Below are 14712 nucleotides of genomic sequence, written 5' to 3' on the forward strand. Positions count from 1 at the left end.
GCCGGGGAGTTTCCCTCGGCGCCTTTTGTTTTTGGAGCAGGTCACAGTACCGGGCAAAAAACACCAAGATCATGGAGCGCTGCTCCATACCTCGCCGGTGCCTTCTGGTATCCGCATACCTTACAGCGAGCGAATATCCTGCAGGAACAGATCGACCTTGGCGCGCAGCTTTTCAGACTGTGCGGACAGTTCGCGCGATGCTGCCAGAACTTCGTTGGCGGCATGACCGGTTTCAGAACTGGCCTCGGTTACGTTGCAGATGTTGCTGGTGACGTCGCTGGTTCCGCTGGAGGCTTCCTGCACGTTGCGGGCGATTTCGCGGGTCGCAGCACCTTGCTCTTCGACCGCTGCGGCAATGGCCGAGGCGATTTCGTTGATCTGGGTAATGGTAAACCCGATGCTCTGAATGGCATGAACGGCCCCCTTGGTGGCGCTCTGTACATTCATGATCTGGGTCGAAATTTCCTCGGTCGCACGGGATGTCTGGCTGGCCAGTGTCTTGACCTCGTTGGCGACGACGGCAAAACCCTTGCCAGCGTCACCGGCACGGGCGGCTTCGATGGTGGCGTTCAGGGCCAAAAGGTTGGTCTTGCTGGCAATGTCATTGATCAGCTTGACCACTTCGCCGATTTTGTCGGCAGCCTGGGCCAGACCGTTGACCAGCTCGTTGGTTCGGGCGGCCTCATCCACGGCACCTTGCGAGATGCGGGTTGATTCCGCCACCTGTCGGCTGATCTCGCTGATCGAGGCATGTAGCTGCTCGGCAGCAGCGGCCACCGTCTGCACGTTTCCGGCGGCGGATTCTGCCGCGTTGGCAACGACGGTTGCCTGCTGGCTGGTGGCCTCGGCCGTTGCGGCCATGCTTTGCGATGTTGATTGCAGCTCGGTCGCCGCAGCGGCAACAATTTCGACCATTGAGTGAACTTCATGCTCAAAGACGTTGGCATGCTGGTTCAGTGTGTTGGCGGCAGTGCTGCGGGCGGCGTCGATATAGACCGAGATGGCTAGGTCCATGTCAAGGAAGACGGCCTTGTTGATCGCGGTGATCATCAGGGCGGCCTTCTCCGGCTTTTTGCGATAGACCTGATGGACGATGGTGATCAGATGGTTGAGCGTAAAGACGTAACCACCCATGTACCAGCGGGGTTCCAGACCGACCTTTTCATGGACCCGACCAATGGTGGTGATCTGGGCCATGTACTGGTCGTTGAATTCGCCGGTAAAGACGTTGTTCAGCCAGTGGTGACGCTGCATGCGGCGGGCGTGATCCAGACTCTGCTGGCCACCGAAAATGCGAACCAGATTGGCATGCCGTCCGACGTATTGGTAAAAGACTTCCAGAATGCTGTCGATCTTCGGCTCAAGGATGACGCGGAACTCGCGGAGTTGCTGGCGAGTGGCCTCATCAATCTGCAGGAATGCCAAGCGGCCTGCGCGGTCCAAATCGTCGGTCACGGGAGCTCCCCCCTTGTTTTGAAAACCAGAAGTCATACCAGTCTGAGACGAGTTACGTCATAAGAGTCGCGTCCGGCCCCTGATTATACCGGCAATGCCACTCCCCTTGCATGCTGACGCATTACCTAGCAGAGCGGCTATGCTTTGCACAGGGGGAAACCACTCATAACTTAAGGGATACTACTTTCCCCAAGCGGTGATCGTGACACGCTTTTTTGTCAAAATGGAAGTGTTCTAATGGTAGGGCCCTGTGCATTTCGTGCATGGCCTGCTGCTGTGGGCTGTGCCATGGATGATTGCCATCGTGATGATCAGGGGCAAAATATGGCGGATCTGTCGCCAAAAAAGCAAAAAAGTGGGGGAAAACGGCTGGTGGTGACATTCTTCTGTTGCGAAGGTGGGGCTCTATTGTCTATGTGATAGGCCTTCAGGATGCTGGTTGCGGCGTGGTCTGCGCTGGCGTCCCGGCCCTTTGCCTTTGTGGCTGTCTGGCGCGGTGTAACGCTGCCGGACGTGACTGCAGGGTGATCGATACAGCGCGCGGGCGTGGTGAAACTGGTAGACACGCCAGATTTAGGTTCTGGTGTCGCAAGACGTGGGGGTTCGAGTCCCTTCGCCCGCACCATTGTATTCGGGGCTGACGAGTTTCCCTGACGCACGCTTGATGATCGCAGGGCTTGTTCTATTCACCGGCGGCCAGCCTGGACGGGTTGGTTGCTTGACGCAGATGACTAACACACTTTCGGGATGATCCATGCAGGTCACTGAAACCGCCGCCGAAGGCCTGAAGCGCGAATTTAAGATCGTTGTTCCGGCTGCCGATATCCAGGCCAAAGCTGAAAGCCGCCTGCAGGCGCTGTCGCAGCAGGTTCGCATCCCCGGCTTCCGTCCGGGCAAGGTGCCGATGCCGCTGATGAAGCAGCGTTATGGCGCATCCGTGCTGGGTGAAGTGCTGGAACTCGCCGTGCAGGAATCCGCCGACGCCGCCCTGGCCGAGCGTTCGCTGAAGCCGGCTCTGCAGCCGAAGATCGAAGTGACCTCGTTCGACGAGGGCAAGGATCTGGAATATACCCTGTCGGTCGAAATCCTGCCGGAAATCGCCGAGCTGGACCTGAAGACCGTGAAGCTGAACAAGCCGAAGGTCGTCGTGGCTGACAGCGAAGTCGAAGAAGCCCTCGGTCGCGTTGCGGAAAGCCGCAAGGTGAACGTGGTGGTCGAAGACGTGCGCGAAGCCGTGAAGGGTGACGTGCTGGAAATCGATTTCGTCGGCAGCGTCGATGGCGTTGAATTCCCGGGCGGCAAGGGCGAAGGCTATGACCTCGAGCTGGGCTCGGGCACCTTCATTCCGGGCTTTGAAGACCAGCTGATCGGCGCCAAGGTTGGCGACGTCGCCAACGTCTCGGTGACCTTCCCGGAAGAGTACCACTCCAAGGATCTGGCCGGTAAGGCCGCCGTGTTCGTGGTGACCGTCAAGGCGCTGAAGGCTGCTTCGCTGCCGGCTCTGGACGATGAATTTGCCAAGGGTCTGGGTCTGGAAGACCTGGACGGCCTGCGCAATGCCATCAAGGGCCAGATCGAAAACGAATACAGCTCGATGGTTCGCAATCGCGTGAAGCGCGACCTGCTGGACGCGCTGGCTGAAAAGGCTGACTTCCCGGTTCCGGCCGGCATGGTGGGCCTCGAGTTCGACGCGATCTGGAAGCAGATCGAAGACGCCAAGAAGAACGACAGCCTTGACGAAGAAGACAAGGGCAAGTCGGACGACGAGCTGAAGACCGAATACACCACCCTGGCCGAACGCCGCGTGCGTCTGGGCCTGCTGCTGGCCGATCTGGGCCAGAAGAACTCTGTGCAGGTCACGCAGGAAGACATCAACCGCGCCGTGATGCAGGAAGCCATGCGCTTCCCGGGTCAGGAACAGGCCGTGTTCCAGTACTTCCAGAACAACCGTCAGGCTCTGGATTCGCTGCGCGCTCCGCTGTACGAAGACAAGGTCATCGACTTCATCCTTGGCGCTGCCGATGTGACCGAAGTCGAGATGACTGCCGAAGACCTGGCCAAGCAGGACGACGCTGCCTGAGCCAGACAACACGACAAGGTGAAAGGTGCGATGCCCAGATGCTGTTTTTGATAAAAACAGTGCGACTGCAAAAAATTGCATCTTTTAGCCATTGAAAGAAGGGGGATACCTCGCCAAGATTGGGGTATCCCCCTTTGTTGTGTCCGGGTGCCGGATAATTGTCCCCCCTCCCTTTCCGGCACTGCCTGATGGTCCTATATCCAGAGACTGTTGCGGGTTGCCCCGGACACCCCCACCCCGATTGCCCCGGCATGCTGTTTATATGCATGGGGTCTGATATCTGTCATGGTGCCATCCTTGCGTGGCGCGTCACCCAGATTGAAAGGCGCTAGAATGAGAGAGCGGGATCCTTACGACGTTTATATGAACACTCTGGTGCCGATGGTTATCGAACAGACCAACCGTGGTGAGCGGTCGTTCGACATCTATTCGCGCTTGCTGAAGGAACGCATCATTTTCCTGACCGGTCAGGTCAATGATTATGTGTCGAGCCTGATTTGCGCCCAGTTCCTGTTCCTGGAGTCTGAAAACCCGAGCAAGGACATTGCCTTCTACATCAACTCCCCCGGTGGGGTGGTGACGTCGGGGCTGGCGATGTATGACACCATGCAGTACATCCGTTGCGACGTTTCGACCCTGTGTATCGGTCAGGCGGCGTCGATGGGGTCGCTGTTGCTGGCTGCCGGTGCGCCGGGCAAGCGCTATTCCCTGCCGAACTCGCGCATCATGATCCACCAGCCGTCCGGCGGGTTCCAGGGGCAGGCGACCGACATTGAAATCCACGCCCGCGAAATCCTCAGCCTGCGTGCCCGCCTGAATGGCATTTATGCCCAGCACTGCGGTCGCGATGTCGAAGATATCGAGCGCGCGATGGAGCGTGACAACTTCATGCCGGCAGAAGATGCCAAGGCTTTTGGTCTGATTGACGAAGTGGTTGCCGCCCGTCCGAAGGGCAGCGACGACGCTTCGGCATCCTGAGCCGGTTCGGTTGGGGCGGGCCGGTGACGGTCCGCCCTGCCGTCGCGGGGGACAGGGGGCAGTTCTCCGCTGTATGACGGCTTTTTGTCATTGTGTGTTGGTCAACGCTCCGGCTAACATTATGAAGAGAAGAAAGGGCCTCTCGGCCCGGTGTTTCTGGATGATATGCCGATCAGATCTTCGGGACGGTCCCGGATCAGCGAAACTCTTTCGCAGACTGCATATCGACAGGCCACCGCAAGGAGTGGAGATACAATGAGCAAGTCCTCTGGCGGCGACTCAAAAAACACCCTCTATTGCTCGTTCTGCGGAAAGAGCCAACATGAGGTGCGCAAACTGATCGCGGGGCCGACCGTGTTCATCTGTGATGAATGCGTCGAGCTGTGTATGGATATCATTCGCGAAGAACACAAGACGACCCTTGTGAAATCCCGCGATGGTGTGCCGTCGCCGCGCGATATCATGGCCGTCCTTGATGACTATGTGATCGGGCAATCCCACGCAAAGCGGGTGCTGTCGGTTGCGGTGCATAATCATTACAAACGTTTGTCGGCAGGCGGGAAGGGCAGCGAAGTCGAAATCGCCAAGTCCAACATCCTGCTGGTCGGTCCGACCGGTTGCGGCAAGACCCTGTTGGCCCAAACCCTGGCCCGCATTCTGGACGTGCCGTTCACCATGGCCGATGCCACCACCCTGACCGAAGCCGGTTACGTGGGGGAAGACGTCGAAAACATCATTCTGAAGCTGTTGCAGGCGGCGGATTACAACGTCGAGCGTGCCCAGCGCGGGATCGTCTATATCGACGAAATCGACAAGATTTCCCGCAAGTCGGACAACCCGTCGATCACCCGCGACGTGTCGGGCGAAGGCGTGCAGCAGGCCCTGCTGAAGATCATGGAAGGCACCGTTGCCTCGGTTCCGCCGCAGGGGGGCCGCAAGCATCCGCAGCAGGAATTCCTGCAGGTCGATACCACCAACATCCTGTTCATCTGCGGCGGCGCGTTCGCCGGTCTGGACCGGATCATCGGCATGCGCGGCAAGGGCACCTCGATCGGCTTTGGTGCCGATGTGCGTGACCCCGAACAGCGCAAGACCGGCGAGCTGTTGCGTGAAGTCGAACCGGAAGATCTGCTGAAATACGGCCTGATCCCGGAATTCGTCGGTCGTCTGCCGGTGCTGGCAACGCTGGAAGACCTGGACGAAGCCGCGTTGATCCAGATCCTGACCGAGCCGAAGAATGCTCTGGTCAAGCAGTATCAGCGCCTGTTCGACATGGAAAACACCCGCCTCAGCTTCAGCGACGACGCCCTGAAGTCGATCGCCACCAAGGCTATTGCCCGCAAGACCGGTGCCCGTGGCCTGCGGTCGATCATGGAAGCGATCCTGCTTGATACCATGTTTGACCTGCCGGGTCAGGAAGGTATCGAGGAAGTGGTGGTCAACAAGGAAGCTGCCGAACAGCGCGCCAAGCCGTTGGTGATCTATGCTGATCGGGCTGCGGACGGGGTTGGGTCGACCAGCGCCTGATGCAGAACCCCGCAAGGGGCACGCTGTTGTCAAGGACGGGGCCGTTTGGCCCCGTCATTCCCCCGAACTGGCAGCAAACGTGTGATAAAATGATTGCTTTACAGGAATGCGTTAAGGGTTTTCTGTTCTGATCACCCTACAGGCGGCAGATTAGCCCACAAGGGGGCTGCCAACTGTGAAAAATGGGGGCATACGTCGTCGCTGGGGCTTTCCTGGGACGGCATTTACAGCCGTCAAGTCTGTTGTAGCCGTAAATGCTCCCTATATCATGATCCAGTCCCCCGCACGCCGCAGGGGATGGATAGTGTAAGACAGCGCGGGCCGTTACCGTCAGGTTAAGGTCTTGCCTTAGTGACGAGGTACATTGTGACCGGCCGAACTCAAACATTCCCGGTCCTGCCGTTGCGGGACATTGTCGTTTTCCCTCATATGATCGTGCCGCTGTTCGTGGGGCGCGACAAGAGCGTGCGTGCTCTGGAAGACGTCATGGCCGATGACAAGCAGATCCTGCTGGTCGCCCAGAAGAATGCTGCGCAGGATGATCCTGGCCCCGACGACATCTATGCGGTCGGGACCGTTTCGACGGTTCTGCAGCTGCTGAAGCTGCCGGACGGGACCGTCAAAGTGCTGGTCGAAGGGGGCGAACGCGCCAAAATCGCGCGCTATACCGACCGCGAAGAATTTTTCGAAGCCGAAGCCGAACTGCTCGACGATCAGAGCGATGACAGTCAGGAGCTGGAAGCTCTCGCCCGCTCGGTGATCTCGCAGTTCGAACAGTATCTGAAGCTGAACAAAAAGATTCCGCCGGAAGTGCTGGTGTCGATCAACCAGATCGAAGACCCCGCCAAGCTGGCCGATACCATTGCCTCGCACCTGTCGCTGAAGATCGCCGAAAAGCAGGAACTGCTGGAAAGCGCGACGATCTCCGAGCGCCTGGAACGGGTCTATGGTCACATGGAATCCGAAATTGGCGTGCTGCAGGTCGAAAAGAAGATTCGCAACCGCGTCAAGCGCCAGATGGAAAAGACCCAGCGCGAGTACTATCTGAATGAGCAGATGAAGGCCATTCAGAAGGAACTGGGTGAAGGCGAAGACGGCAAGGACGAAACGGCCGAAATCGAAGAGCGGATTCAAAAGACCCGCCTGTCGAAGGAAGCCCGTGAAAAGGCCGATGGCGAGCTGAAGAAGCTGCGCTCGATGAGCCCGATGTCCGCCGAAGCAACCGTGGTGCGCAACTATCTCGACTGGATCCTGTCGATTCCGTGGAAGAAGCGCTCCAAGGTTGATACCGACCTGAAAAAGGCCAAAAAGATCCTCGATGTGGATCACTATGGGCTGGAAAAGGTCAAGGAACGCATTCTTGAATATTTAGCGGTGCAGGCGCGGACCAGAAAGGTCAAGGGCCCGATCCTGTGTCTGGTCGGCCCGCCGGGCGTGGGGAAAACCTCGCTGGGCAAGTCGATCGGCAAGGCGACCAATCGTACCTTTGTCCGCATGAGCCTTGGTGGCGTTCGCGATGAGTCCGAAATTCGCGGCCATCGCCGGACCTACATCGGCTCGATGCCGGGCAAGGTCATTCAGGGCATGAAAAAGGCCAAGACCTCCAACCCGCTGTTCCTGCTGGACGAAGTGGACAAGCTGGGGGCCGATTGGCGCGGCGATCCGTCGTCTGCCCTGCTCGAAGTGCTGGACCCGGAACAGAACGCCACCTTCCAGGATCACTATCTGGAAGTGGACTATGATCTGTCGGACGTGATGTTCGTCTGTACGGCCAACTCGCTGCGTATGCCGCAGCCGCTGCTGGACCGTATGGAAATCATCCGTCTGTCCGGCTATACCGAAGACGAGAAGGTGGAAATTTCCCGCCGTCACCTGATCCCCAAGCAGATGGAAGCCCACGGGCTGAAGGCTGAGGAGTGGTCGGTGTCGGAACAGGCCCTGCGTGATCTGGTCCGCTATTACACCCGCGAAGCCGGGGTGCGTAATCTGGAACGTGAAATCGCTGGTCTGGCCCGCAAGGCGATCAAGGATATCATGATGAAGGGTGTCACCAAGGTGACGGTGACACCACGCAATCTGGAAAAGTTCGCTGGTGTGCGGAAATTCCGCTATGGCGAAGCCGAAATGGAAGATCTGGTGGGTGTTGTCACCGGTCTGGCGTGGACCGAAGTCGGCGGTGATCTGCTGTCGATCGAGGCGATCACTGTGCCGGGCAAGGGCAAATTCACTCTGACCGGCCAGTTGGGCGACGTGATGAAAGAGTCGATCGAGGCGGCGCGGTCCTATACCCGTTCCCGTGCGGTCAGCTTTGGAATCAAGCCGACCATCTTCGACAAAAAGGACATCCATGTGCACGTCCCCGAAGGGGCAACGCCAAAGGATGGCCCGTCGGCAGGGATTGCGATGTGTACCGCCATCGTTTCCACTCTGACCGGTATTCCGATCCGGGCTGATGTGGCGATGACCGGGGAAATCACCCTGCGTGGTCGTGTGCTGCCGATCGGCGGTCTGAAGGAAAAATTGCTGGCGGCTCTGCGCGGTGGCATCAAGACCGTGCTGATCCCCAAGGATAACGAAAAAGACCTGACCGAGATCCCGGACAATGTGAAAAAAGGTCTGAAGATCATTCCGGTGTCGGTGGTTGACGAAGTGTTGGCCCACGCCCTCAGCAGGCCGGTCGTTCCGATCGAGTGGCATGAAGAGGAAGAGGTCGCCGCAGTCAAGACCGAGGTCGAAAGCGAAGAAGCTGCGGCTCGTCCACATTAGAGTGGTGAGCGCGGTTCCTGTCACAGTGCACGACGGTTGGTGGAAAAGAGTGGGCTAGCGCCCAAACCGTTCTGGGGATAAGTCCCCCGAACCGCCATTTTTTCTTTGACTATCAAATCAATGGGGTCCGGGGCCTCAAGGCCCCGGCGAGGTGTGGAGCGGCGCTCCGCATTCTTGTTTCCCTACGGTCGTGTTTGCGGACAAAAAGCCCCGGTGAGGAACGCTCACCGGGGCTTTTTTTGGGTGTGCTGTGCGTGCAGGGCATGGCGGGATGATTTGGTTGCACTTTTCGGCGGCAAAAGAGTCTTTTATGCTGACAGCTCTGTCATTAAGGTACAGGTTTCGTCTGAAACGATGTGCCGCACACATCCATGCCAAGGCTGTTCGGCCCAGATCAGCCTGATATCAGGAAATTACCATGGCCCGCGCCCCTCTGAAATCACCTGTCCCTTTGGTGGACGGGCAGCAAGACCCCTTGGCATTGGATCATTTTGTGCCGTACCGTGTATCGGTGCTGTCGAACATCATCAGCCGTTCGGTGGCACAGTTGTATGCATCCCAGTTCGAGCTGACCATTCCGGAATGGCGGGTGATGGTGGTGCTGGGGCAGGAAGAGGCCATTGGCGAGACGATGTGCGCCAATTCCGTCGCCATGCGGACGGCGATGGACAAGGTGCAGGTCAGCCGGGCGGTGTCGCGGATGTTGCAGGCCGGGTTGATTGACCGGGCGATTGATCGTGATGACCGGCGGCGGTCTGTTCTGCGCCTGACCGAAAAGGGCCATCAGGTTTATGCCGAAATCGTTCCGGCAGCTTTGAAATATGAAGCCGAGTTGCTGGCAACGCTGAGTGATGAGCAGCGCGACAGTCTGAACAACCTGATTTCGGTCCTGACGACTGCCGCTCGTGATCTGGAAAGTGCGGTTCTGGGCCGCCGCGCTCGCGCTGTGGTGCGCGACGAGGAATAATGCTGTAAGGCAACAAGGATGTGGAGCGCTGCTCCACACCTCGCTGGGGCCTTTAGGCCCCAGACCCCATGGACTTGATATTGAAAGCGAAAACGGGGGCCTTAGGCCTCGAACGGGTCTCGGCAGCAGGCTTGCTGCGTCAGAGCACCGGCCCCATGAAATCAAAGCCAGCGGCATCGACAGCGCGGCGGACGGCATCGTCGCTGGCCGGTTCGACGCTGACGGTTTTCTTGTCGAGATCGACAACCACGTTCGCTGCCGGAATTTCCTTCAGGATGGCTTGCCGGACGCCATTGGCGCAGCCTTGGCAGGTCATGCCGCCGACGCTGTACAGCTTTTGCATTTGTCTCTCTCCTGTTCAGGGGTGTGGGTTTTTATCTCTCGGATAAAGGTCGGTTTGCAGTATAAAGCAAGCGTGAAATACCTGCCATGCCTCTATCAATAAAGGTTCCGGCGCTGATGATGTCAGATACCCCCATTTCCGATGATGCCCTGACCGGCGAAGGCCTGGGTCTGCCCGGAATTGAATGGGGGGAAGACGGAGTGCCGCGGTCGCAACGATTCGACGACGTTTATTTTTCCCTGCACGATGGATGGGCCGAAAGCCGCCATGTCTTTCTGGATGGCTGTGCCTTGCCCGCCCGCTGGCGGGGATGCGAGCGGTTTGTGGTGGCGGAAGCGGGCTTTGGCACCGGGCGCAATTTCCTGCTGACCTGGTTGAGCTGGCGATCTGATCCGCAGGGATCAGCTACCCTGGACTTTATTTCGGTCGAAGGCTTTCCGCTGACGCAACAGGATTTGCAGCGGGCTTTGGTGGATTTGCCGGACCCGGCGATGGCTCCGTTGGCGGCTGAACTGGTTGCGGCGTGGCCGGTGCGGCAGCCGGGCTTCCATCTGCGCCTGTTTGATGGCGGGCGGGTGCGGTTGTTGCTGCTGTTCGGAACGGTGGCCGAGGTGTTGCCGCAACTGGCTGTGCCACCGGGAGGGCTGGTGGATAGCTGGTATCTGGACGGCTTTGCCCCGGCAAAGAACCCGGACATGTGGAGCGATGACGTGTTTGCGCAAGTGGCGCGGCTGTCGCGCCCCGGTGCCCGCTTTGGCACCTATGCCGCCGCAGGATTTGTGCGGCGAGGGCTGGAGCAGGTGGGCTTTGCCGTCGAGCGGCGGGCCGGGTTTGCCCATAAGCGGGAATGTCTGGCGGGCCGCTTTGTCGCAAAGCTGACGGAACAGCACACTGCGCCATGGTTTGCGCCTCCGGTCCCGCTGGCTGCCGGGGCGCGGGTGGCGATTGTTGGCGCCGGGGTGGCGGGATGCGCGCTGGCGGCGGCTTTGTCGCGGCGGGGGCTGGTCCCGCTGCTGTTTGACCGGCACGGACAGGCAGGAACCGAAGGGTCAGGTAATCCCTGTGGCTTGCTGAAGCCTCGGTTGACCGCCGATGGCGGTGTGCATGGGCGCTTTTACAGTCAGGCGACCCTCTATGCGATGGCCTTGTTGCCGGAAACCCTGTGGGTGGGCAAAGGGATTTTCCATCTGGCACGCGATGCCGAAGAGGCCGCACTGGTGCAGCGGTTGGCCCGCACCCTGCCGCCGGGGCACGCGGTGCCGATGGATGCCGGGCAGACGCAGCAGGTCTGTGGGGTGGAGGCCCCGTTTGGTGGGCTGTGGTTCCCCCATGCCGGGGCCATTCGTCCGCCAGAGGTCTGCCGCTGGCTGCTGGAGCAGGCAGAGCCGTTCATTCCGGTGCGTACCGCAACCGCCGAGCCTCCTCAGCCGCTCCCCGATGGTGGCTGGCTGGTGGCTGGCGAACAGGTCGAGGCGGTGGTGCTGGCCGCCGGGCCATTCAGTCGCTTGCTGTGGCCGGATGCCGAGCTGCCGATCCATGCCAACCGGGGGCAGATCAGCCTGTGGTCGGAACCGGACAACGGAACCGGCTCGTCACCATCGGCGGCGCTGTCGTTTGGCGGCTATCTGTCGCCACGCTTTACCGATCTGCAAAACCGGGCGGTGCGGGTACTGGGGGCGACCTATCGCCGCTGGCCCGATCTGGCCGATGATCAGTGGTCCGTGCTGGACGACACCGACCATCAGGCGGTTAACGATCTGTTGCAAAGCCACCTGCCTGCGCAGGCGGCGGCTTTGGCGACCGGAGACGGGCGCATCGGCGGACGGGCGGCCTTGCGGGCGACCATCGCCGACCATATGCCGCTGGCCGGGCCGCTGTTTTCCGCTCCCGATTTCCGCGCCGACTTTGCCGATTTGCACCACGGGCGGCGCTGGTCGGCCTATCCGCAGGCCCGCTGGACGGCGGGGCTGTACATTCTGGGCGGTCTGGGCTCACGCGGTTTTCAGACCGCGCCCCTGCTGGCCGAGCATCTGGCGGCGATGATGGTGGGTGCACCCTCACCGCTGCCACAGGATTTGTCCGAAGCCGTGCATCCGGCTCGTTTTCTGGTGCGCAGCCTGCGCAAGCCGCCCGCCCGCAAGAAACGGGCTGAGTAAGTTATTCCCTGCCGTGCTTGCAGGGATTGCCTTTGGCGAGATTCGGACAGGTTTCGACATCACCGACGTGCTCGGGTTCTCCCAGACCAATCCAGGCATCAATGGCCTCGGGGTCAAAGCCACAGCGCCGTTCCCCGGCCACCTCGATCAACGGGCGACGGATCAACAGCGGTTCGGCCAGCATCATCGCCAGCGCACTGTCGGCGGTGGCCGCAGTGGGATCGACCTCGCCGGATTTGACCCGGGGGGCGGCCTTGTTGAACCAGTCGGCGACCGGCTTGTCAGTGAAAAAGGGCCGCAAGCTTTCTGCCGTCCATGGATGGGTCAGCAGGGAATGGGCTTCGACCGTATGGCCCGCGGCCTCCAGCAGGGCTTTCTGGCGGGTGTTGTTGCGGCAACCGGGTTTTTCGTAAAAAACGACGTGAACCATGGCGGGATTCTCCGGGGTCAAAATTACAGGGAAACACCGGCCAGCTTGAGCAGGGCGGTGGTCTGCTGGTGAATTTCACTGGCAACAGCCGGGTCCAGCTTGGACAGCCAGCTACGGGGAATGGCATCAACACCATAGGTGGCCCCGGCCAGCATGCCGGCTATGGCGCCGGTGGTATCGGCGTCACCGCCCTGATTGACCGTTTCGACCAGACAGCTTTTGAAGCTGTCGGTCATGAAATAGCAATGCTGGACGGTTTGCATCGTATCAATGATGTAGGCCGATGCCTGACCGCGATAGGGCTCGAAGCGAAAGCTTTTGTGGCGGGCGAGCAGGGCATTGGACTCTTCGCGCACCGCCTTGACACCACCGCCCGCCAGCAGGCGGTGAATCATCCGCCCCAAGGTCAGCGTCGCACTGTCGGACAGTGGGTGGTTGTGGGTGGTGTGGGCCTGCGCCAGCGTCCACTCTTCCAGAGCCTGCGGATTGTTGACCGTCGCCAGCGCCACCGGCAGGGTGCGCATCGCCGCACCATTTCCAGCATCGCCTTCGTGATATTCGGTACGGGTGGTTCCGTGCAGGATATACCGCTGGATGCCCCGGCGAACGGTGTTGCCGACATCGACCGGCTTGCTGCGCAGCCAGTCGGCAAAATGCTCGCAGACAACCGCTGTGTCCATGCCTTGACGGCTGATCAGGGCGCGCCCCAGACTGAGGCTCATCTGGGTGTCGTCGGTCACTTGCCCCGGCTTCAGGCGCAGCCAGCCGCCGCCGATGATTTTCTGGTGAACGCCATAGTGCTGCTGGATCTCGCCCCGGGTCATGAACTCGACGGTCGCGCCCAAAGCGTCACCGACGGCCAGCCCCATATAGGCACCGACGGCACGTTGATACAGGCTGATGGATGTGTCGGACATCGTGGTCGGGCTCCTGTGGCGGAATCAGAGGTAACTGGTCTGAACGCGGTAATCGCCGCCGATCACCAGATATTCGCCTTCCCCTTTCAGCGGGTGAGACGACAGCAGGGTGTTGAAGAACACCACTTTGCATTTGGGGACGCGGGCGGTGAGGATGGTGTCGCCGAAACATTCGGCGATGTGTCGTTCCGAGGAAAACGACACCAGACTGTTGATGCGGATGATGACCGTGCGGCGGTCTTCGCGTTCGACCAGCTGGTGTTCGGTATAGTCGTTGACCCCCCGGTACAGGGTCAGGTGTGGCTGCCCCGGTTCAATGAAGCGGTCGAGGCAGTACTGGCAGAACTCGTACATGATATCGAGCTGGGTATGGATGGCGTTGTTGTGGAACCGGCTGGCCATCTTTTCTTCGACATACCCGGCCCACGCCGGTGAGGCAAATTTCAGGATCGGGCTTTTGTGAAAGGTTGGAAACAGGCCAAAGCGGCTTTCCACCCAGCCTTTCATCACCGCGCCTTCGCGCGAATTGTTGTCGTATCCCCAGCCTTTCAGCAGACGCAGATAGCTGGAGCGGAACCGGCGGGCACCGGTGTTGCCGCCGCGGGTTTCGCGCTGTTCCGGGTCCAGCCCGAACATCGCCTCCATATAAAGACGAAACGCCTCGCCAGCGTCTGCGAGGGTTTCGGCCTCGCCCAGCATTTCCCCGAACAGGCTGCGGTTCATTTCGCGCACCCCGTTGATATGCAGGGCCTGGGGATGGTCGTTGAACAGGTGTGATCCCAGCAGGGCTGTCGGCAAGCCGACAAGGTTGGTCGAATGCCCAATATAAGGAAGGCTGCTTTCCACGCCGCGGGGCGGGGGATTGATGGCGGGGGTGTCGACCATGCACGATCCTTATCCATGGAAAAAAAGGCGATGTGGCGACCCCGGACAGCCGCCGGGGCAACCCTTTCACGATGCAAAAAACATGCCCTTATGAAAATTAAGTGTTTACCCGCCTCCGCTGTCGTCCTGTGGCGGCAGACGTGTGACGGGTGCGACACTGTGTCGGTGTTTTGTCGGGTTCACAACACGGTGTTTTCTGGATGTCATA

11 protein-coding genes and 1 tRNA gene are annotated in these 14712 nt (G+C 59.8%); 7 read left to right on the plus strand and 5 right to left on the minus strand.

The genetic code is table 11. The annotated features are described in order from the left end of the window. Positions 1 to 120 precede the first annotated feature (120 nt). Positions 121 to 1455: a globin-coupled sensor protein gene (locus BW995_RS01470; protein WP_245821206.1), complete on the minus strand. Its 1335-nt coding sequence runs from the start codon at positions 1453 to 1455 to the stop codon at positions 121 to 123. 540 nt (positions 1456 to 1995) lie between these two features. Here BW995_RS01470 and BW995_RS01475 point away from each other — a divergent pair. The 6 genes from BW995_RS01475 to BW995_RS01500 all read left to right on the plus strand — a co-directional run bounded on the left by BW995_RS01475 (position 1996) and on the right by BW995_RS01500 (position 9773). Beyond that, positions 1996 to 2080: transfer RNA gene (locus BW995_RS01475), tRNA-Leu, on the plus strand. 129 nt (positions 2081 to 2209) lie between these two features. Then, positions 2210 to 3535, plus strand: coding sequence for a trigger factor (gene tig / locus BW995_RS01480; protein WP_076398270.1), 1326 nt, complete (start codon positions 2210 to 2212; stop codon positions 3533 to 3535). 333 nt (positions 3536 to 3868) lie between these two features. Next, positions 3869 to 4513 carry an ATP-dependent Clp endopeptidase proteolytic subunit ClpP gene (clpP, locus tag BW995_RS01485; protein WP_076398271.1) on the plus strand — a complete coding sequence of 215 codons (645 nt, stop codon included), beginning with the start codon at positions 3869 to 3871 and terminating at the stop codon, positions 4511 to 4513. Between the two features lie 255 nt (positions 4514 to 4768). Next, a complete protein-coding gene (clpX, locus tag BW995_RS01490) occupies positions 4769 to 6040 on the plus strand; it encodes an ATP-dependent Clp protease ATP-binding subunit ClpX (protein ID WP_076398273.1) in 1272 nt (423 codons plus the stop codon). Positions 6041 to 6403: 363 nt separating this feature from the next. Further along, entirely contained in the window at positions 6404 to 8806 is a 2403-nt protein-coding gene (lon, locus tag BW995_RS01495) for an endopeptidase La (RefSeq protein ID WP_076398886.1), read from the plus strand. A gap of 418 nt (positions 8807 to 9224) precedes the next feature. Beyond that, positions 9225 to 9773, plus strand: coding sequence for a MarR family winged helix-turn-helix transcriptional regulator (locus BW995_RS01500; protein ID WP_076398274.1), 549 nt, complete (start codon positions 9225 to 9227; stop codon positions 9771 to 9773). 139 nt (positions 9774 to 9912) lie between these two features. Here BW995_RS01500 and BW995_RS01505 read toward each other — a convergent pair whose 3' ends face one another. Beyond that, on the minus strand, positions 9913 to 10116 hold the full coding sequence (locus BW995_RS01505; protein WP_076398276.1) for a heavy-metal-associated domain-containing protein: 204 nt from the start codon (positions 10114 to 10116) through the stop codon (positions 9913 to 9915). Positions 10117 to 10232: 116 nt separating this feature from the next. Between BW995_RS01505 and mnmC the strand changes: the two genes are divergently transcribed. Next, entirely contained in the window at positions 10233 to 12272 is a 2040-nt protein-coding gene (gene mnmC / locus BW995_RS01510) for a bifunctional tRNA (5-methylaminomethyl-2-thiouridine)(34)-methyltransferase MnmD/FAD-dependent 5-carboxymethylaminomethyl-2-thiouridine(34) oxidoreductase MnmC (protein WP_175616953.1), read from the plus strand. 1 nt (position 12273) lies between these two features. Here mnmC and BW995_RS01515 read toward each other — a convergent pair whose 3' ends face one another. From BW995_RS01515 to BW995_RS01525, 3 genes are read right to left on the minus strand one after another with little or no spacing between them, the layout of a single operon-like run. Further along, on the minus strand, positions 12274 to 12702 hold the full coding sequence (locus BW995_RS01515; RefSeq protein ID WP_076398278.1) for an ArsC/Spx/MgsR family protein: 429 nt from the start codon (positions 12700 to 12702) through the stop codon (positions 12274 to 12276). Between the two features lie 23 nt (positions 12703 to 12725). Continuing rightward, a complete protein-coding gene (draG, locus tag BW995_RS01520; RefSeq protein ID WP_076398279.1) occupies positions 12726 to 13619 on the minus strand; it encodes an ADP-ribosyl-[dinitrogen reductase] hydrolase in 894 nt (297 codons plus the stop codon). 24 nt (positions 13620 to 13643) lie between these two features. Further along, on the minus strand, positions 13644 to 14504 hold the full coding sequence (locus BW995_RS01525; protein WP_076398281.1) for an NAD(+)--dinitrogen-reductase ADP-D-ribosyltransferase: 861 nt from the start codon (positions 14502 to 14504) through the stop codon (positions 13644 to 13646). Positions 14505 to 14712 lie beyond the last annotated feature (208 nt).

Origin of the sequence: Insolitispirillum peregrinum (genome assembly GCF_900156605.1) — a bacterium.
Lineage (GTDB): Bacteria > Pseudomonadota > Alphaproteobacteria > Rhodospirillales > Rhodospirillaceae > Insolitispirillum > Insolitispirillum peregrinum.